General features: G+C 41.7%; 18 protein-coding genes. 13 read left to right on the top strand and 5 right to left on the bottom strand.

Annotation, left to right across the window (positions count from 1 at the left end):
* Nucleotides 1–146 precede the first annotated feature (146 nt).
* Together AAZR19_RS14565 and AAZR19_RS14560 are read right to left on the bottom strand one after the other, a co-directional pair.
* Nucleotides 147–965, bottom strand: coding sequence for a membrane protein insertase YidC (locus AAZR19_RS14565; protein ID WP_025093006.1), 819 nt, complete (start codon nt 963–965; stop codon nt 147–149).
* Nucleotides 966–992: 27 nt separating this feature from the next.
* Nucleotides 993–1,274, bottom strand: a complete 282-nt coding sequence (locus AAZR19_RS14560; RefSeq protein WP_024422910.1) for a hypothetical protein — start codon at nt 1,272–1,274, stop codon at nt 993–995.
* A gap of 180 nt (nt 1,275–1,454) precedes the next feature.
* On the opposite strand from AAZR19_RS14560, the gene AAZR19_RS14555 reads away from it, so the two are divergent.
* The 10 genes from AAZR19_RS14555 (at nt 1,455) to AAZR19_RS14510 (ending at nt 11,725) form a co-directional block, all read left to right on the top strand.
* A complete protein-coding gene (locus AAZR19_RS14555; RefSeq protein ID WP_326349573.1) occupies nt 1,455–2,447 on the top strand; it encodes a carbon-nitrogen hydrolase family protein in 993 nt (330 codons plus the stop codon).
* Between the two features lie 298 nt (nt 2,448–2,745).
* Nucleotides 2,746–3,990, top strand: coding sequence for a DNA polymerase IV (locus AAZR19_RS14550; RefSeq protein ID WP_034280775.1), 1,245 nt, complete (start codon nt 2,746–2,748; stop codon nt 3,988–3,990).
* A 98-nt stretch (nt 3,991–4,088) separates the two neighbouring features.
* Entirely contained in the window at nt 4,089–5,498 is a 1,410-nt protein-coding gene (gene gndA, locus AAZR19_RS14545; RefSeq protein WP_024428028.1) for an NADP-dependent phosphogluconate dehydrogenase, read from the top strand.
* A 116-nt stretch (nt 5,499–5,614) separates the two neighbouring features.
* Nucleotides 5,615–6,463 (top strand): GRP family sugar transporter, encoded by an 849-nt coding sequence (locus AAZR19_RS14540; protein ID WP_025093008.1) that lies wholly within the window; start codon nt 5,615–5,617, stop codon nt 6,461–6,463.
* Nucleotides 6,464–6,475: 12 nt separating this feature from the next.
* Nucleotides 6,476–7,261, top strand: coding sequence for an SDR family oxidoreductase (locus AAZR19_RS14535; protein ID WP_034622353.1), 786 nt, complete (start codon nt 6,476–6,478; stop codon nt 7,259–7,261).
* Between the two features lie 141 nt (nt 7,262–7,402).
* Nucleotides 7,403–7,714: a PTS sugar transporter subunit IIB gene (locus tag AAZR19_RS14530; protein WP_024422905.1), complete on the top strand. Its 312-nt coding sequence runs from the start codon at nt 7,403–7,405 to the stop codon at nt 7,712–7,714.
* Nucleotides 7,715–7,717: 3 nt separating this feature from the next.
* Complete coding sequence (locus tag AAZR19_RS14525; protein WP_041109730.1) at nt 7,718–8,050, top strand: PTS lactose/cellobiose transporter subunit IIA; 333 nt, start codon at nt 7,718–7,720, stop codon at nt 8,048–8,050.
* A 26-nt stretch (nt 8,051–8,076) separates the two neighbouring features.
* Complete coding sequence (gene celB, locus AAZR19_RS14520; protein ID WP_034280299.1) at nt 8,077–9,423, top strand: PTS cellobiose transporter subunit IIC; 1,347 nt, start codon at nt 8,077–8,079, stop codon at nt 9,421–9,423.
* Nucleotides 9,407–10,813 (top strand): glycoside hydrolase family 1 protein, encoded by a 1,407-nt coding sequence (locus AAZR19_RS14515; RefSeq protein WP_434703567.1) that lies wholly within the window; start codon nt 9,407–9,409, stop codon nt 10,811–10,813. The genes celB and AAZR19_RS14515 overlap by 17 nt, the downstream gene beginning before the upstream one ends.
* A 189-nt stretch (nt 10,814–11,002) precedes the next feature.
* Entirely contained in the window at nt 11,003–11,725 is a 723-nt protein-coding gene (locus AAZR19_RS14510; RefSeq protein WP_024422902.1) for a GntR family transcriptional regulator, read from the top strand.
* 47 nt (nt 11,726–11,772) lie between these two features.
* Here the strand turns inward: AAZR19_RS14510 and zwf are convergent, their stop codons facing one another.
* A complete protein-coding gene (gene zwf, locus AAZR19_RS14505; RefSeq protein ID WP_024428033.1) occupies nt 11,773–13,248 on the bottom strand; it encodes a glucose-6-phosphate dehydrogenase in 1,476 nt (491 codons plus the stop codon).
* Nucleotides 13,249–13,469: 221 nt separating this feature from the next.
* Between zwf and rnz the strand changes: the two genes are divergently transcribed.
* Together rnz and AAZR19_RS14495 are read left to right on the top strand one after the other, a co-directional pair.
* On the top strand, nt 13,470–14,399 hold the full coding sequence (rnz, locus tag AAZR19_RS14500; protein ID WP_076840988.1) for a ribonuclease Z: 930 nt from the start codon (nt 13,470–13,472) through the stop codon (nt 14,397–14,399).
* Between the two features lie 139 nt (nt 14,400–14,538).
* Nucleotides 14,539–15,846 (top strand): aminotransferase class I/II-fold pyridoxal phosphate-dependent enzyme, encoded by a 1,308-nt coding sequence (locus tag AAZR19_RS14495; RefSeq protein ID WP_076840989.1) that lies wholly within the window; start codon nt 14,539–14,541, stop codon nt 15,844–15,846.
* 46 nt (nt 15,847–15,892) lie between these two features.
* Here the strand turns inward: AAZR19_RS14495 and AAZR19_RS14490 are convergent, their stop codons facing one another.
* Nucleotides 15,893–16,657, bottom strand: a complete 765-nt coding sequence (locus AAZR19_RS14490; RefSeq protein ID WP_041109719.1) for an alpha/beta fold hydrolase — start codon at nt 16,655–16,657, stop codon at nt 15,893–15,895.
* 120 nt (nt 16,658–16,777) lie between these two features.
* A complete protein-coding gene (gene namA, locus AAZR19_RS14485; RefSeq protein WP_080769558.1) occupies nt 16,778–17,794 on the bottom strand; it encodes an NADPH dehydrogenase NamA in 1,017 nt (338 codons plus the stop codon).
* Between the two features lie 140 nt (nt 17,795–17,934).
* On the opposite strand from namA, the gene AAZR19_RS14480 reads away from it, so the two are divergent.
* Entirely contained in the window at nt 17,935–19,548 is a 1,614-nt protein-coding gene (locus AAZR19_RS14480) for a M20/M25/M40 family metallo-hydrolase (protein WP_434703563.1), read from the top strand.
* Nucleotides 19,549–19,845 lie beyond the last annotated feature (297 nt).

Below are 19,845 nucleotides of genomic sequence, written 5' to 3'. Positions count from 1 at the left end.
TACACTAATCGGATAACTAACTCTTTTTCCCATACAAAAAACACCTCCAAATTGTTTTCAGATATGCTATACCCGATTTTTCAATTTAAAGGTGTTTTTATTTGTCTCACTTTATGGGGTCAGTCCCTTAGATAAGGGGTTTATTTTTATTCAGCAGCTGGTTTGGCTTGTTCGTTAGCCGCAGCTTTCGTTTTTGATTTTTGGTACATGACATTTAAAATAATCGTTTGAATCGTGAGTAATAGTCCGCTTGTCATCCAGTATAAAGGAAGAGCAGCGGGTGCATTGATTGAAAGAAACAGCATCATGATTGGGAAAATCATGCCCATTACTTTCGCTTGCTTCAGCGCAGCTTCTGTCTGGGTGCCTGATTGCTTCGCATATTTTTGCGTGACATAAAATTGCAAGAAATACATAGCCCCTGCAAAGACCGCTACCAATAAATCGGTTTGTCCCAAGTTAAACCATAAGAACGTATGAGTTGCGATCTCAGGTGTTGAGCGGATCGCTGAATAAAAGCCAAGAACAATTGGAATTTGAATCAGCATAGGCAGACAGCCCATTGCCAGCGGGTTCACATTGTTCTCTTTATATACTTTCATCATTTCCATTTGCAGTTCTTTTTGTTTTTCAGGATCTTTCGTTTTCTTCAATTTGCTTTGTATTTGGTCAATCTGAGGTTTCACCAGTGCCATTTTTTCCTGCATGACTCGTTGCTTCTTAAATTGATTCGCAAAAAGCGGGAAAATCAGCAGGCGGACAATCAAGGTGACAAACATAATGGATAAACCATAATCATCATGGAAAAAGTTCGCAAGCCAAATGATCAGCTCAGAAAAAGGCTGAACAAAATAATGATGGAAAAACCCATCAGAGCTCGTATTCGTTTGCGCACTCGCTGCAAATGCAGGTGACGCAATCATCATCAAACATAAAGTCGTAAAAACAGTCAATAAACGTTTCAATTCGTTTCCTCCTCATGATTAAAAAATTTAATTAGTGAGAGGAAGCGAATGGTCTTCATCATCATTAGATGATCTTTTCATTCGAATGACTTTACTAATCCAAGTTGTAATGCGATCATATATGATAAACAGAAAGTCTGTTCGATTCAAGCAAGATGCGTCCAACTCTTCCAAACGATGTCCACCAAGGTGTTCGTTCATACGGCAGTCTTTTAGTAAAAACGCAATGCCGATGGCCGTCAGCGCTGGAAGAATAATCGTAAAGAATTCAACAAGGAAAAAGACTTCATTGAATGTATCAATAATCATGATTATCACATCCATTTCATTACTCACAGTGTACTATACACATGGTTAAATGTCTAACAGAACCGTGTGTATTCTCCATTAAATAAAATTCCTTATTTTGTATTAAATAGTAAATGTCATCCAAACTTCATATTTCCCATCCTATAATGAGGGGGATGAAAAGAAATGGAGGTTTTGAATATGACAAGTATTTACCCAAAGTTTCGAGCAGCTGCGGTACAAGCAGCACCTGTCTACTTAAATTTGGATGCAACCGTTGAGAAATCATGTGAACTGATTGACGAGGCAGCTTCAAATGGTGCGAAGCTTGTGGCATTCCCAGAAGCATTTTTACCCGGTTATCCTTGGTTTGCTTTTATTGGTCATCCAGAATATACGAGAAAGTTCTATCATGAATTATATAAAAATGCGGTTGAAATCCCTAGCTTAGCCATTCAAAAAATAAGTGAGGCAGCAAAGAGAAATAAAACGTACGTTTGTATATCATGCAGTGAAAAAGATGGCGGTTCTCTCTATTTAGCTCAGCTTTGGTTTAATCCTAATGGAGATTTAATAGGAAAACATCGGAAGATGAGAGCTTCTGTAGCAGAAAGACTCATTTGGGGGGATGGAAGTGGAAGTATGATGCCAGTGTTTCAAACTGACATTGGAAACCTAGGCGGATTGATGTGCTGGGAGCATCAAGTCCCGCTTGATCTTATGGCGATGAATGCCCAAAATGAGCAAGTACATGTAGCCTCTTGGCCAGGTTATTTTGACGATGAAATTTCAAGCAGATATTATGCCATCGCGACACAGACATTTGTGCTGATGACATCATCTATATATACGGAAGAAATGAAAGAGATGATTTGTTTAACGCAGGAGCAGAGAGATTACTTTGAAACATTTAAGAGCGGGCATACGTGCATTTACGGGCCGGATGGAGAACCGATCAGTGATATGGTTCCTGCTGAAACGGAAGGAATTGCTTACGCTGAAATTGATGTAGAAAGAGTCATTGATTACAAGTATTATATTGATCCGGCTGGACACTACTCCAATCAAAGTTTGAGTATGAATTTTCATCAGCAGCCCACTCCGGTTGTGAAACATTTACATCATCAAAAAAATGAAGTATTCACATATGAGGACATTCAATATCAACATGGTATACTTGAAGAAAAAGTGTAAATGAACGTGAAACCCAGCGCGCAGACAAACCCTCGCATTCGGTGTCAGTTCTGCGCTCCGATGCTCGTCCTTCCTAGGGATGCCAAGGTTTTCTATCACGCTGGAAAGAAGACAAAGGGCTAAATTCAAGATCATTTTAGCCCTTTGTCAACAATCTGGAACCTTCTCTTTTTTAGAGAAGGTTTTTTTGAGGAAAGATGAAATAAATCAATGTATAATTGAGCATAAAAGGGATCCATCATGGTTGATATATGAGGAAACAGCTGATCAAAATACAGGTAGACAAGAAAATGGGGTTATGCCAATGTCAAATATTATTTTTCATATAGACATGAATGCTTTTTATGCCAATGTAGAAATGGCATATGATCCTTCTTTACGAGGGAAACCTTTAGCCATCAGCGGAAATGCAAAAGAGCGTAAAGGGATTGTTGTGACGTGCAGCTACGAGGCAAGAGCACTAGGTGTGAAGCCCCCGATGCCTTTGTGGGAGGCGAAGCGGCTATGTCCGGGACTCATTGTCCGCACACCGAACTTTGACCGGTACCGCAGCTCCTCACAAGAGATGTTTACAATACTAAGAGAATACAGTGATTTAGTCGAACCTGTATCGATTGATGAGGGCTATATTGATTTAACGCATACGCCATATGCCGAGCATGCGGTAAAAACGGCTCATGATATTCAAACAAGGCTTGTAGAGGAACTGATGCTTCCTTCAAGTATCGGCATTGCACCGAATAAATTTTTAGCGAAAATGGCGTCTAATTGGAAAAAGCCAATGGGCATCACCATATTGCGTAAACGAGATGTTCCAAACATGCTCTGGCCGCTCCCTGCTGGTGACATGCACGGGGTTGGACAAAAAACGGCAGATAAATTGAAAAAGATCGGAATTCATACCATTGAAGACTTAGCGAAAGCGAATGAGTATACGCTAAAAGAATTGCTTGGCATTAATGGACCGAGATTAAAGCAAAAGGCGAATGGTGAACATGACGGTATCGTAGACCCAGAAAGAATATACGAATTTAAATCCGTCGGCAATTCATCCACTCTGCCTCATGATTCGGATGATTCAGATGAACTTGTCACGTTAATTGATAAGCTGTCACAATCTGTGAGTGCAAGGTTACGGAGAAAAGAAGTAATGGCGAACCGGCTGCTCATCATGATTCGGTATGCAAGCTGGAAAAATATCACGCGAAGTGTCATGCTCACAAATCCAACGGATCGAAAGGAAGATATATTTGAAGCAGCAAAGCAGTTATTCCTTAAACATTGGAATGACCAGCCAGTGAGGCTCTTAGGTGTGACGGGGACAGACCTTGTCGAACGAAAAGCAGCTGTTAAACAGCTTGATTTATTTTCATATACAGAAGATGCAAAAGAAGAGCCCCTCCAAACCATTTTAGATGGACTGAAAGAAAAATATGGAAAGTCATTGGTGCAAAGAGGGATCACCATTAAGGAAAAAGAGAGCAAAACAAGCGGGACAAGTTTTAATAAAGATTTTTTTCAGGACGAAAGAGGAAATGACTAGCCTGAAAACTTGATAAAAGAGGTGATGTTGTGGTAATTTCAAAGGGTACATCATTTCAGCAGTAATCAATATAGTGTGTTAGAAGGGACGTCAGAATTATGTCAAAACAACAAATCGGTGTGGTTGGACTAGCCGTTATGGGGAAAAACCTTGCCCTCAATATTGAAAGCCGCGGTTTCTCCGTATCCGTTTATAACAGATCTAGCAGCAAAACAGAAGAGTTTCTTCAAGAAGCAGAAGGAAAAAACGTTGTTGGCACATACAGCATCGAAGAATTTGTTCAGTCGCTTGAAACACCGCGTAAAATTCTTTTAATGGTAAAAGCTGGTGCAGCAACAGATGCAACCATTCAATCATTACTTCCTCACCTAGAGAAAGGTGACATTTTAATTGATGGTGGAAATACATATTACAAGGATACACAAAGACGTAACCAAGAGCTTGCAGAGAGTGGTATTCACTTCATTGGTACAGGTGTTTCCGGCGGTGAAGAAGGCGCGCTAAAAGGTCCTTCCATCATGCCAGGCGGTCAAAAAGAAGCGCATGAGCTAGTGAAACCAATCTTAGAAGCGATCTCTGCGAAAGTAGATGGCGAGCCTTGTACAACGTATATCGGCCCAGATGGAGCAGGACATTATGTCAAAATGGTTCATAACGGTATCGAGTACGGAGATATGCAATTGATCTCTGAATCATACTTTATCTTGAAGCATGTTGCTGGTTTGTCAGCAGGGGAGCTTCATGAAGTATTCTCAGAGTGGAATAAAGGCGAGCTTGACAGCTATTTAATCGAAATTACAGCTGACATTTTCACAAAAGTGGATGAAGAAACAAACCAGCCGCTTGTGGATGTGATCTTAGATAAAGCTGGTCAAAAAGGAACTGGAAAATGGACAAGCAAAAGCTCACTTGATCTAGGTGTCCCGCTTCCAATCATTACTGAGTCTGTTTTTGCGCGCTACATTTCTGCAATGAAAGATGAGCGTGTGGAAGCAAGTCAATTGATCGAAGGTCCAGAGCCAGCGCAATCAGCTGAGAATAAACAAGAGCTGATCGAAGCAGTTAGAAAAGCCCTATTCATGAGTAAAATCTGCTCTTACGCACAAGGCTTTGCGCAAATGAAAGCAGCGTCTGATGAATATAACTGGGATTTGAAATACGGTGAAATTGCGATGATCTTCCGCGGCGGATGTATTATTCGTGCAGCCTTCTTACAACAAATTAAAGAAGCATATGACCGTAATCCTGAACTGAAAAACCTATTGCTTGATCCATACTTTAAGGATATTGCTCAAAACTATCAATCATCACTTCGTAAAGTCATTTCACTTGCAGTGGAACAAGGAGTTCCTGTTCCTTCATTCTCAAGTGCACTTGCTTACTTTGATAGCTATCGCACAGCTGTCCTTCCAGCGAATTTAATTCAAGCACAGCGTGACTATTTCGGTGCACATACGTATGAGCGCACAGATAAAGAAGGCGTATTCCATACTGAATGGATGAAATAAATAAAGAACGACTGGAAAACCTTACCTTTGGTAAGGTTTTTTTGTTTGCATCTTTTCGGCTAAAAATGCGAAAAAGAGGGATGCTATGTAAAAAAGACAAGAAAGTAGGGATAGAAGTGGGCATCTTATATGCACTTCTCCCAGCGATATTTTGGGGAAGTATTGTTCTCATCAGTGTCAAACTAGGCGGGAATGCGTATCAGCAAACCCTCGGCATTACGCTCGGCGCGTTTTTATTTTCGATTGCTGCCTTTTTCATCAAAATGCCAGAGCTGACACCGCTTATTTTTGCGGTTTCCGTCATTTCAGGCATCTTCTGGAGTATTGGACAAATGAATCAGCTTTCAAGTGTTGCTTTTCTCGGTGTGTCTAAAGCGGTTCCTTTATCAACGGGCATGCAGCTTGTGAGCACAACGCTATTTGGCGTCATGGTCTTCAAAGAATGGCAGACGATGACGGTCATACTCATTGGTTCTTGCGCCATTTTACTGATCATTGCAGGTGTTGTGATGACATCGCTCGGTCAAAAAAAGAATGGCGGCGGGAATGGCAGAGGCAATTTTAAAAAAGGGATCATTATTCTGCTCATCTCAACCGTTGGCTACGTCGGATATGTCGTCATTTTAAGATGGTTTGATATTGATGGCTGGTCTGCACTTGTCCCGCAATCCGTCGGCATGCTGCTTTCATCCTTAGCGATTAGTTTAAAGCAGGACCCATTTAGTAAATATACGTTTAGAAATATCATTGCCGGTCTTGTTTGGTCAACAGGAAATCTGGGTCTGCTGTTGGCCATTCCATTAATCGGCGTAGCCGTAAGCTTTTCGATGTCACAAACAGGGATTGTTATCTCAACGCTAGGCGGCATTTATTTATTAAAAGAGAAAGCATCTAGAACAAGCTTTGTCATTGCAGGCTGCTTGATGATTATTGCAGGCGGTGTGCTGCTAGGCTTTACAAAATAGGAGGTTACACGAATGTATCCAGATTTAGAAGGAAAAACAGTTCTGATTACAGGTGCAGGTACAGGGATTGGTCAAGCGATGGCCCGCCGATTTGGACAAGAAAAAGCCAATGTGGTGATCAATTACTTCTCCGATAAAGAAAATCCGGATGATACCATTGCAGAAATTCAAAAACATGGCGGACAGGCTGTGAAAATCAAGGGAGACGTATCAAAGGAAGAGGATATGCAGGCGATGATTGATAAAGCCGTTGATACATTCGGCAGTCTTGATGTGATGATCAATAACGCAGGCATTGAAAATGAAGTACCCTCTACAGAAATGACGCTGGATAATTGGAACAAAGTGATGTCTACCAATTTAACAGGCATGTTTCTAGGGTGCCGTGATGCACTGAAGTATATGACAGATCATGGGATAGAAGGCTCGATCATTAATATGTCGTCGGTTCATCAGCAAATTCCTTGGCCTCATTTTGTGCATTATGCAGCTAGTAAAGGAGGCGCAAAGCTTTTGACAGAAACATTGGCGCTTGAATATGCCCCTAAAAAAATCCGTGTAAACAGCATTGCACCAGGCGCTATTGATACCCCGATTAATGCGGAGAAATTCGATGATCCAGCATTGAAAAAAGGCGTGATTGAGCTGATTCCAATCGGCTATATTGGAAAGCCAGAAGAAGTGGCAGCATGCGCTGTCTGGCTGGCATCAAAAGAGGCGAGCTATGTCACAGGCCTGACGTTATATGTAGACGGCGGCATGACAAAGTATCCTGGGTTCCAGGCAGGAAAAGGATAAGACAATGAAGACAAAGAGCGTGCAATACGCTCTTTTTTTATATTAAATACAGACAAATTAAATTAAATGTCTAGACATTTAAAAATAAAAATATATAATATTAATTGGAAGCGCTTTTATTACAACAATGGGGTGAGAGAAATGAAACGTATTTTATTAGCATGCAGTTCGGGAATGTCTACGAGTTTACTAGTGACAAAGATGAAAGCACATGCCGATTCAATTGGGGACGAAGCAGAAATTTGGGCAGTTGGTCAAGATCAAGCAAAAAAAGAAATGGCGAATGCAGATGTTGTGTTAATCGGACCGCAAATGAGCTTCTTAAAAGGAGACCTTCAAAAAGAAGCAACAAAATACGGGATTGAGGTAGAGGTCATTGATATGCAGGCATACGGGCTTGCCGATGGACAAAAAGCGTATGAACAGGCACTTACATTGATGGGGGAATCTTAAAGGATGGAAAAGAAAACACTCGAAGGGCTCACGGAGGAACAAGTGAGCTTTCAATTGATCTTACACAGCGGGAATGCACGCAGCAAATTGCTTCAGGCTCTGAAACAATATCGAGAAGGTCTAGAAGAAGAAGCTTTTGGTCTTATGAAAGAAGCGGAAGAAGATTTACGGCTTGCACATGACATCCATTTTCAACTCGTGCAGAAAGAGGCAGGCGGAGAAAGGGCATCCTTTTCCTTACTGCTCATGCACGCTGAAGATCATTTAATGTCGACCATTACCATCAAGGAGCTTGTGGGAGAGCTCCTGCCGATATTCCAATCGCTTAAACAATAAAGGGTGTAAACAAGGGGGGGAAACCAATGTTTGATAAAATAAGTGCCATTTTGGTTCCGATTGCTGGGAGATTGAACAACAACCGCTATTTAGGCGTATTACGTGATGCCTTTATGCTTGCGTTCCCGCTCACCATCTTTGGTTCCATTATGGTTGTGCTGATGAATTTGCCATTTTTAGATAAAATCATGAGTAAAACCGTACTGGAAGGCGTCCAGTCTGCACTGAATATCGCACCGAGTGCGACCATCAGCATTATGAGTGTGTTTGTTGTATTTGGGATCGGCTACTATTTATCAAAAAGCTATGATGTAGAAGCTGTCTTTGGCGGCGTGATTGCTTTAGCCTCTTTCTTGCTTCTAACTCCGTTTTTACTAGAACAAGAAGGCGGTGCAACGATTGCAGGCGTTATCCCAGTTGATCGTTTAGGTGCAAAGGGGATGTTCCTAGGAATGATCACAGGCTTTTTGTCTGCTGAAATTTATCGTTATTTTGTCCAGAAGAAATTTGTGATCAATATGCCGCAAGGGGTTCCGCCAGCTGTTTCCAAGTCTTTTGCTGCACTGATCCCGGCTACTTTGACACTTACAACCTTTTTGTTCATTAATATCATCATTACACAAGGCTTCAAAACAAATATGCATGATTTGATTTATCATGCTATTCAGGCGCCGCTTGTTGGTCTTGGAAGCGGTATCATTCCGACCTTGATCGCGGTTTTCTTTATACAAATTCTTTGGTTCTTTGGGCTCCACGGCCAAATTATTATCAACTCTGTCATGGATCCGATTTGGAATACATTATCCATTCAAAACCTAGAGAGCTACACAAAAACAGGTGAGGTTCCTAATATTATCAGCAAGCAGTTTATTGAAATCTATACGGTTGGAATGGGTGGAACCGGTATGACGCTTGCTGTTGTGTTTACGATTTTAATTTTCCTGAAAAGTAAGCAATTAAAACAAGTAGCCAAGCTTGGCTTAGGACCAGGATTATTTAACGTCAATGAACCGATTATCTTCGGTTTACCGATTGTCATGAATCCGCTTATTCTCATTCCGTGGATTTTGGCGCCAATGGTCATTACATGTATTACTTATTTTGCGATGGCATCAGGCATTGTACCGCCGCCGACAGGCGTGAATATCCCATGGACAGTGCCGATCTTTATTAGCGGAATGATGGCAACAAATTCACTAGCAGGCGGTCTGCTTCAGTTGTTTAACCTGATGATTGTGTTTGTCATTTGGTTCCCGTTCCTGAAATTTATTGACCGTATGAATGTGAAAAATGAAAAAATAACGACAACAGAAAAAACGAAGGCAGCAAACATCAAAGGTGAAGGAGACTCAATACATGTCGATGGAAACTAATAAGCAATCATATACATTTCCAGAAGGTTTCTGGTGGGGATCTTCTGCTTCTGCGACGCAAACAGAAGGGAGCGTCCCCGGCGATGGAAAGGGACCGCACATTTGGGATCATTGGTTTGAACAAGAGCCGACTCGTTTTTTTGATGGCGTAGGGCCGAACGTGACATCTCAATTTTATCGAAAATATAAAGAGGATATCCGTCTCATGAAAGAAATTGGCCACAATTCATTTCGGCTGTCGATTTCATGGTCACGCCTTTTACCTGAAGGAACAGGTGCTGTGAATGAAGAAGCGGTGTCTTTTTATAATGATGTGATCAATGAACTGATTGCACATGATATCGAGCCATTTGTGAACCTATACCATTTCGATATGCCAATGGCGCTGCAGGAGAAAGGCGGCTGGGTGAACAGACAGGTGGTCGACGATTATGTGAGCTATGCAACATTATGCTTCCAATTATTTGGCGACCGAGTAAAAAAATGGTTTACCCATAACGAACCGATTGTTCCTGTAGAAGGCGGATATATGTATAGCTTTCATTATCCAAACGAAGTCGATTTCCAAAAGGCTGTACAGGTCGGTTTTCATGAACTTTTATCAAATGCGAAGGCGATTGCGGCTTATAAAAAGCTGCAGCAAGGCGGTAAGATTGGCATCATTCTAAACCTGACTCCTTCGTACCCGCGAAGCCAGCATCCGCGCGATGTAGAAGCAGCAGAGATGGCCGATGCTTTCTTTAACCGTTCCTTCTTAGATCCTGCGGTGAAGGGGCATTTCCCGGAAAAGCTAGTAGAAGTCTTAAAGAAAGAAGGCTTTATGCCAAGTATGGAAGAAGGGGACCTTGAGCTCATTCGAGAGAATACGATTGATCTTCTAGGCATCAACTATTATCAGCCAAGAAGAGTGAAAGCGAAAGAGCATATGCCGCATCCTCAAGCACCATTTATGCCGAACCATTATTTTGATTCTTTTGAGATGCCGGGGAGAAAAATGAATGTGTATCGAGGCTGGGAAATCTATGAAAAGGGCATTTACGACATATTGAAAAAAGTCCAAACAGACTATGATAATATTGAATGCTTTATTTCTGAAAATGGAATGGGCGTCGAAGGGGAAGAGCGGTTTAAGGATGAAGAAGGAATGATTCATGACGATTACCGCATTGACTTTATTTCTGAGCATCTCAAATGGGTGCATCAAGCCATTCAAGAAGGAAGCAATGTGAAAGGCTATCATCTATGGACCTTTATGGACAACTGGTCCTGGTCGAATGCATATAAAAATCGTTATGGATTTGTCTCAGTTGATCTTCAAAAAGACGGGAAACGAACGATTAAGAAAAGCGGATACTGGTTTCAATCCGTTTCAAAGAATAACGGTTTTTAATCAAAATACTTGCTCTTTCCTTGAAAAGAGCAAGTATTTTTCTTATGTGACGGTAAGTGGATGAAACAAAAATGGCTGGCACCTTTTAAGCTCACATCCCTTAGTGTAAAATGAGAGGAAGGCTAAAAAACGCCATATTTCCTTCTAGAATAAAGCGCTATGAAAAAACAAGTCAGTTGGTGATGTGAGATGAAGAAGTACGAACTCATTTCAGAAGAAATCAGAAAACGAATAGGAACAGCCTATTATCCAGAAGATCAACCCATTCCAGATGAAAACTCGCTTGCCGCCGAATTTCAATGCAGCAGAATGACAATGAAACGTGCGCTTGATCTTCTCGTTGCAGAAGGTCTGCTCTTTAGAAAAAGAGGCCACGGTACATTTATTGTAAAGGCAGCGCTCAATCAAGGGGCAATCAATGTATCGGGCCATGAAAATAAAGGGTTCACAAAAGTCATGGCGGATAAAAACGTCACGACTCAAATCATTCATTTTGATGTCCATTTTCCAAGCGAAGAGGTGGCAGCCCATCTATCTATTGACTCAACCACACCTGTTTATGATATCATCCGGCTCCGTCTCGTGGATGAAGAGCCTTATGTATTAGAAAAAACGTTTATGCCTGTCAATCTCATTAAAGGTATAGATGAAGAAGTTCTACTGGGTTCTATCTATGGCTACATTTCAAATCAGCTTCATTTAAAAATAGCAGGAGCGCACAAGAAAATTAGAGCGGCTAAATCAGATCAGCTGGATCAGCAGTATTTAGGGTGTGACCCAACAGATCCTGTGCTTGAAGTCGAGCAGGTTGCTTATTTAAACGCAGGGCAGCCGTTTGAATACTCATTTAGCCATCATCGCTATGATAAATTTGACTTTTCAACGGTTGAAATCACGAAAACAGGACGTTAAAAAAAGAGCAGAACCCCCAAGGGAGACTGCTCTTTTTTCATATGATTTTATATATTCCACCAATGGTATCCATCTTTTTCTAGAAGCTCATCAGCTTCTTTCGGTCCCATAGAACCAGCAGGATAGTTTGGTTTTAATGTTTTGCTTTCTGCCCATTTCTCAGAAATCGGATCAACGAAGTTCCAAGAAAGTGCCACCTCGTCCCAGTGAGCAAAGTTTGTCGCATCACCTAGCAAGCAGTCATGAATCAGCTTTTCATATGCTTCGGGTGTATTCATGATGTCGTTATAGTTTGTTTGGTAGTCGAGCTTAATCGGTTTCGCATACGTTCCGCCATCCAGCTTGCGAGCATTCAGGTGAAGGGTGATGCCTTCATCTGGCTGAATGTGAATGACAAGTAAGTTTGGATGCATGGCATTCCCGTTTCCATAGTACAGGTTCATTGGAATGTCTTTAAATTGAACTACGATTTGAGTAGATTTCTTTTCTAACCGTTTTCCTGTCCGAATGTAAAATGGCACCCCGGCCCATCTAAAGTTATCAATCAGCAGTTTCCCTGCCACAAATGTTTCTGTGTTTGAGTTCGGGTCAACATTTTGCTCTTTCAGATAAGAAGGAACCTCGCTGCCATCAATCGTACCAGTATCATACTGTCCACGGACAAAGAATTGATCGACCTCATCTTTAGAAAAAGGACGAAGAGCGCGCAATACTTTCCGTTTTTCGCTGCGGATTTCCTCTGTATTGAGTTTAATTGGCGGCTCCATTGCTAAAAGGGCAACCATTTGAAGCATATGGTTTTGGACCATATCTCTTAGTGCACCAGAATTTTCGTAATATCGAGCCCGGTCTTCAACCCCTAATGACTCACTGGATGTAATTTGAATGTTTGAGATATAGCGGTTTGTCCAAAGCGGTTCAAAGATGGCATTCGCAAAGCGGATGACCTCAATGTTTTGAACCATTTGTTTACCAAGGTAGTGGTCAATACGATAAATTTGATCTTCTGTGAATGCATCACGAATTTCTTCATTTAAAGTTTTGGCACTTGGCAGATCATGCCCAAATGGCTTTTCAATGACAAGTCGTGACCAGCCGGTTGTTTCTGATACGCCCTCACTCTTTAGGAACTTCGCAATCGTTCCGAAGAATTCCGGTGCCATAGCTAAATAGAACATGCGGTTATTTGGAATACTGTACGTATCTTCAAGGCCTGTTAAAAGCGTGTTAAGCGATTGATAGGAAGCAGGGCTTGATACGTCAAAATCGTGATAATAGAAATGTGAAATGAATTCCTCTGTTTTCGCTTCTGCATCATCAGAAGAAACAGATTCCTTCACCACAGCTCTGAGGTCCTCATGAGACCACGGACGGCGTCCAACTCCGACAACAGCGAATTGATCACCTAGCTTTCCGCTATGATAAAGTCTATGTATAGAAGGGTAGAGCTTGCGTTTGGCAAGGTCTCCTGTTGCGCCAAAAATGACAATGACTGCTTTAGGGTTGTTAGTTTCTGTATTCACGAGAAGTACCTCACTTTATTCGTAGCATTGTTGTAAAAACCGAGAATGTATGTACATTTTCTTTATTTTAAAGCTTCATTGTTCGTAAAGCAAACATTTGATTCGACTTTTTCTGCTCTCGTTTCACTTTTTTCAAAAATTCCGCTGAATTCACATTTACCTTGTCTTCATGTATTCTATATGAATGAAGATATTGTATACCGGCTTTAGGAGGAAAAGTAATGGAACTGCTCTTTTTAGGAACAGGTGCAGGCATTCCTGCCAAAACAAGAAACGTCACTTGCACAGCGCTAAAGCTTTTAGAAGAAAGAAATGCAGTGTGGCTTTTTGATTGCGGAGAAGCAACGCAGCACCAAATCTTACATACAACGATTAAACCGAGAAAGATCGAGAAAATATTTATCACACATATGCACGGTGATCATGTATATGGCCTTCCGGGACTCCTTGGCAGCAGATCCTTTCAAGGCGGGGAGGGGGAATTGACGATCTATGGACCAAAGGGCATTAAAGCCTTTGTGAACGCAGCACTTTCAGCTACACAAACGCATTTGACATATCCGCTGCATATCATAGAAATAGATGAAGGGATCGTGTTTGAAGACGATACCTTTCAAGTAGAAGCAAGAAGAGTCTCTCACGGGATTCCAGCTTACGGCTATCGGGTTGTGGAAAAAGATATGCCTGGTTCATTAAAAGCCGAAGACCTAAAAGAAATCGGTGTAAAACCTGGACCATTGTATCAGAAGTTGAAAAATGGGGAAACCGTGACACTCGAAGATGGAAGAACCATTGATGGAACCGATTATTTGGAACCCCCTAAAAAAGGGAGAATCGTTGCATTTTCAGGAGATACCCGTTTGTGCGAGAATATAACAAGGCTTGCCAAAAATGCGGATGTGTTAGTCCATGAAGCAACATTCGGTAAAGAAGATGCAGATTTAGCCTACAATTATTATCACAGTACAACAGAACAAGCAGCGAAAACAGCACAGGAAGCAGGCGCAAAAAGGCTCATTTTGACCCATATAAGTGCACGTTACCAAGGAGAAGAGGCACTGAAACAACTGTTGAAAGAAGCCCGCGATATATTCCCGCTGACCGAAGCTGCACATGATTTCTCTTCTTTCCCCATTGAACGCACCCTGTAAAAATTGGATGAATCGTCAAAAAAAGTTGTGTGATTTTTTTGATATTTATGATGACGCTCTTTTTCAGGTAGTGGTAAAATGGTGAAGAAAAAACAAATGACGAATTAAACTATGAAGAATACGGGAGGCACAATCAAAAATGAGCGGTTTTACAGCATTAAGTGAAGCAGAATTGAATGACCTATATGTGGCACTACAAAATGAGTATGAAACTTACAAAAGTAAAAACTTGCACTTAGACATGTCTAGAGGGAAGCCTTCACCAAAACAGCTCGATTTGTCTATGGGCATGCTCGATGTTGTGACATCAAAGGATGCAATGACAGCTGAAGATGGCACAGATGTGCGAAACTATGGCGGCTTGACAGGCCTTCCTGAAACGAAGAAATTTTTTGCAGAAGTACTCAATTTAAAGCCAGAACAAATCATCATCGGCGGTAATTCAAGCCTGAATATGATGCATGATACCATTGCACGTGCGATGACTCACGGCGTATGTGACAGCAAAACACCTTGGGGAGAGCTGCCAAAGGTAAAATTCCTTGCACCAAGCCCAGGGTATGACCGTCATTTTGCCATTTGTGAGCTATTTAACATAGAGATGATCACGGTCGATATGAAGGCTGATGGACCTGATATGGATCAGGTAGAAAAATTGGTCGCAGAAGATGAAGCGATTAAAGGCATTTGGTGTGTACCGAAATATAGCAATCCAGACGGCATTACGTATTCAGATGAAGTCGTTGACCGCCTAGCTTCAATGAAAACAAAAGCAGACGACTTCCGCATTTTTTGGGATGATGCATATGCAGTCCACCATCTAACGGATACACCTGATACGTTAAAAGATATTTTTCAAGCAATTGAAGAGGCAGGATACCCGAACCGTGTGTTTATGTTTGCGTCTACGTCTAAAATTACATTCCCAGGCTCAGGTGTTGCACTGATGGCGTCTAGCCCTGACAATGTAAGCTTCACTCAAAAGCAATTATCGATTCAAACGATCGGACCAGACAAAATTAATCAACTAAGACATCTTCGATTCTTCCAAAATCCAGAAGGTTTGAAGGAACATATGAAAAAGCATGCGGCGATCATTAAGCCAAAATTTGATCTCGTTCTTTCCATTCTTGACGAAAAACTTGGCGGGAAAGACATTGCTGAATGGCACAAGCCAAATGGCGGATATTTCATTAGTTTAAATACACTTGATCATTGTGCAAAAGCTGTTGTGCAGAAAGCAAAAGAAGCAGGTGTCACAATGACAGGTGCAGGTGCAACATACCCATATGGAAAAGATCCGCTTGATCGTAACATTCGCATTGCACCAACATTCCCGGCTCTTGAAGAACTAGAGCAAGCGATTGACATCTTTACATTATGTGTTCAGCTTGTCAGTATTGAAAAGCTGCTTTCTAAAAAAAGTCAATCTGCTCCAACGGCATAAATAAAAGAAACTCCTTGACTCATAACGGGTCAAGGAGTTTTTTATTTTAATTAGCAGTTTGATAATAGGAGACAGGTTGTTTGGCTGCGCACCATACATCATAGATAGCAAGCTGCACAATATGCGGTTCATCATGATGAATATAGTGCGAGCTGTTTTGCGCCTGAATCCATCCGCTTTGGGATGACAAAGACAGCATGCGTTTATGAAGTCTGAGCCAAGCTTCATGAGCTGGGTGAAACAATCGACTCTTACCTGATGAAATGACAAGAAGCGGCATCATTCCATAATGGGTTTGCTCCTCTTTGATTGTGCTTAGCATTTGCTGAAAGTCCTCATGCGTACATTCTGCTGTAAACTGCGCCATATATGAAGTGCGTTCTTCCTTTGATAAAAGCGGCAGGATCACCTGCTCTTGCTCCTCACTTGCCGGGTCTAACAGCACCATACCGATGACATCATCTCCTCTGCGGCTTGCCCATAGCCGGCTGACAAGAGAGCCAAATGAGTGAGCGACAATAAGAAATGGCGGCTGAATATTGGCTTCTTTCAGCAGTGCATCTAAATCATCAGCGAGGTCATGCAAGGTTCTTCCTTCACCGCTTTCACTGCTCTTTCCAGTTCCTAAACGGTCGTATAAGAAAACCCCAAGCTCTGGGTCAATATCACGTGCCATATTTGACCACGTATCACTAGAAATGCCGTAGCCTGCTTCAAAGATAATCGTGGCTTGCCTTTTGCCTTGACGATGCTTTGTATAAAAGTGGTGTCCATCTATATGATACATTTTTTCAATCATTGCCGAATTCATTCTTCCATCTCCTCTAAGTGGTTCTTTAGCTAAAAGACGGCACAAAAGGCAGATATGTTTCTCTTAAAAACAAAAAAGATGCCTATTTCGAAAAATAGACACCTTTTTTCCTAAGAGCTTTTACCAAGCGCGATCATATTGACGCGGGCTTTCGATGGATGTACGGAGCTCTTGAGCAGCTGTTTTCGGGAAGTATGGATCCCGTAAAAATTCTCTGCCAATAAAGATCAAATCCGCACGCTGATTTTGTAAAATCTCCTCTGCCTGTATACCAGATGTAATCAGACCGACAGCTGCTGTTTGAATGCCGGCACCTTCTTTTATTTTCTCTGCGAATGTTACTTGGTAGCCAGGGAATGTGTTGATTTTCGCCTGCACGACAGCACCTGAGCTGACATCAATTAAGTCGACACCTTGCTCTTTGAGCCAAGTGGCAATCCCAATATAATCTGCAATATCAAGTCCTTTTGTCGTGTAATCAGAAGCTGACACACGGACAAATAAAGGTCCGTCCCATACGGCGTTGACTGCGTCTACGACTTCTCTTAAGAAACGATAACGGTTCTCTGGTGAACCGCCATAGTCGTCTGTTCGGTGGTTCGCCAGCGGTGAAAGAAATTCATTGATCAAATAGCCATGTGCACCATGAATTTCAATGATGTCAAAACCCGCTTTTTTTGCCCGTACAGCTGCATCCTGAAACGCCTGAACGGTATCTTTGATTTGATCAACAGACATCTGGACAGGGGTTTTAGATGTTTCATCAAATGGGATGCTTGATGGTGCAAGAATGTCTCCATCAAGTTCAGCCTTACGTCCTGCATGGGCTAGCTGGATGGCTGTCTTCGTTCCGTACGCTTTGATTTGTTCGTTTAATGAAGCGAATCCTTCGATGTGCTCATCGCTCCAAATACCGAGGTCTTGATCACTAATTCTTCCCTCAGGAGATACAGCACTTGCTTCCACCATGATGAGACCAGCCTGACCTTGTGCACGGGAAATATAATGTGTGAAGTGGAAAGGCTGTAATTTCCCATCACGGTCATAGGATGAATACATACACATCGGGGACATCACGATGCGGTTTTTCAGTGTAACACCTTTTAATGTCCAAGGTGAAAAGAGTTTTGTTTCCAAATACCTTCGCCTCCTCATGGAATTGTATAGCCGATTATAACAGCCATTCAAACTTTCGTCATAAAAGGTGCTCAAAGAATATAGCTTTTATACACGTTTTTGTATAATGGAGAGATAGAGACATCAAAGGGGGAGAACGGATGAAATGGCAAACTGAGAGTGAACTAAGGGAGCTCCTGACAGCTCTTATGCAGTATGAAAGCATATCAGGTACAACAGGAGAAGTCGCGTTAGCGGAATATTTATATTATTTGCTAAGGGAGCGGCCTTATTTTGAGCAGAACCCTGATCATTTGGCTTTGCATCCGATGAAAGATGGCCGGTATTATTTAACGGCACTTGTGAAGCGCAGTACGCTGCGGCGTACCGTGCTGCTTCTTAGTCACTTTGATGTAGTCGATACAGAAGATTATGGCGAATTTCAAAACATGGCATGCAAGCCTGAAGAGTTAATGGCTTCCTTTTCGCAAAAAAGTGAGCTTCTTCCAATGAGGGCAAGAGAGGACCTTGCTTCAGGCGACTGGCTGTTTGGAAGAGGGGCCATGGATATGAAAGCAGGTCTCTCCGTACAGCTTTCTATGCTGGAAAGAGCGATGACAGGAACATTTGATGGAAATGTCCTGCTCGTCACAGTTCCTGATGAAGAAGTGAATTCACAAGGAATGCTTGAGGCTGTGCCGAAATTAAAAGAGCTTAGAGAAAAACATGATCTTGACTATACCGCGTGTTTAAACAGTGAGCCGATGTTTGAAAAGTATCCAGGGGATGAACATCATTATATGTATACAGGCATTATAGGAAAGGTATTAGCCGGATTTTTCTGTAAAGGGATTGAAACACATGTAGGAGAGCCTTTCTCAGGCTTAAATGCGAATTTTATGGTATCTGAACTAAACCGGCTGTTAGAGCTCAATAGTGATTATTGTGAGGAAGTAGATGGTGAAGTAACGCCGCCTCCAACGAACTTAATGCAAAAGGACTTGAAAGAAGCCTATTCCGTTCAAACACCTCACACAGCCGTATCTTTATTTAATGTGCTCATGATGAAACGTTCAAGTGAAGAACTGCACGGACTTCTCTATGAAACTGCGAAACAAGCAGCAGACCAAATCGAGGCCAATCTTCAGCAAAAAACAGCGGACTTTCAGCGCTTTAAACACTTTACTCCAATTGACACTCAGGTGACGGTTCTTACGTATCACGAGCTGTATCAAAAAGCCGCAGAACGCTCTGGTGAACAGGAAGTCGAGCGCATTGTCAACTATGCATTCGCCAACCGAGGTGAACTTGGAGATCGTGATTTTTCAACGAAAATTGTCTCGGAGCTGACGACGCTATGTAAGGAAGAAGGACCGCTGATTGTTCTATTTTATAGTCCGCCATTTTACCCTTCGGTGTCCTCAACAGAAGATGCGCATATTCAGAAGACATTCAAGAAGATTCAAAAAGAGGCAAAAGAGGTATATGGACTTGAAGTAGAGGAAGTGAAATATTTCCCGGGATTGTCTGATTTAAGTTACTTACAGCTCGAAAAGCAGGAAGTAGGTCATTATACAACCAATATGCCGCTTTACCAAAAAGGCTATTCTTTACCGCAAGGAGAAAAGGAAGCCCTTTACGTACCAGTCATCAACGTAGGTCCACTAGGAAAGGACCCGCACAAATGGACAGAGCGGCTGCACGTCCCGTTCTCTTTTGGCATTTTGCCAGAATTATTAGAATCAACGATTCATGCTTTATTAGAGAAAAAGTAAGTAGATGTAATGAAGAGCCCTATCTTAATGATAGGGCTTTTGGTTGTGAATGTTCAGTCTATATTTTCATGGTTATACCAAAAGTTTCATACGTAAATTGTATATAAAACAATAGTCCTTACAAAAAATAGTGAAAATGATTGAAATATTCAGAAAAGTCTATTATAATCAATTATGTAATTAAGTTACAATTTATCTAATTAAAAGGAGGTGATGAAAATGAAGCGTAACGAGTGGATTGCAATCTAATGAATAGAATCAATACTTACTGAAAAGAGTGTTTCGCAGAGAAGTGAT

The organism is Bacillus sp. Je.9.29.b, from assembly GCF_051129925.1.
GTDB lineage: Bacteria > Bacillota > Bacilli > Bacillales > Bacillaceae > Bacillus > Bacillus safensis.
The sequence above is the reverse complement of the archived record's forward strand: the minus strand, read 5'-3'. Positions and strand labels throughout refer to the sequence as shown.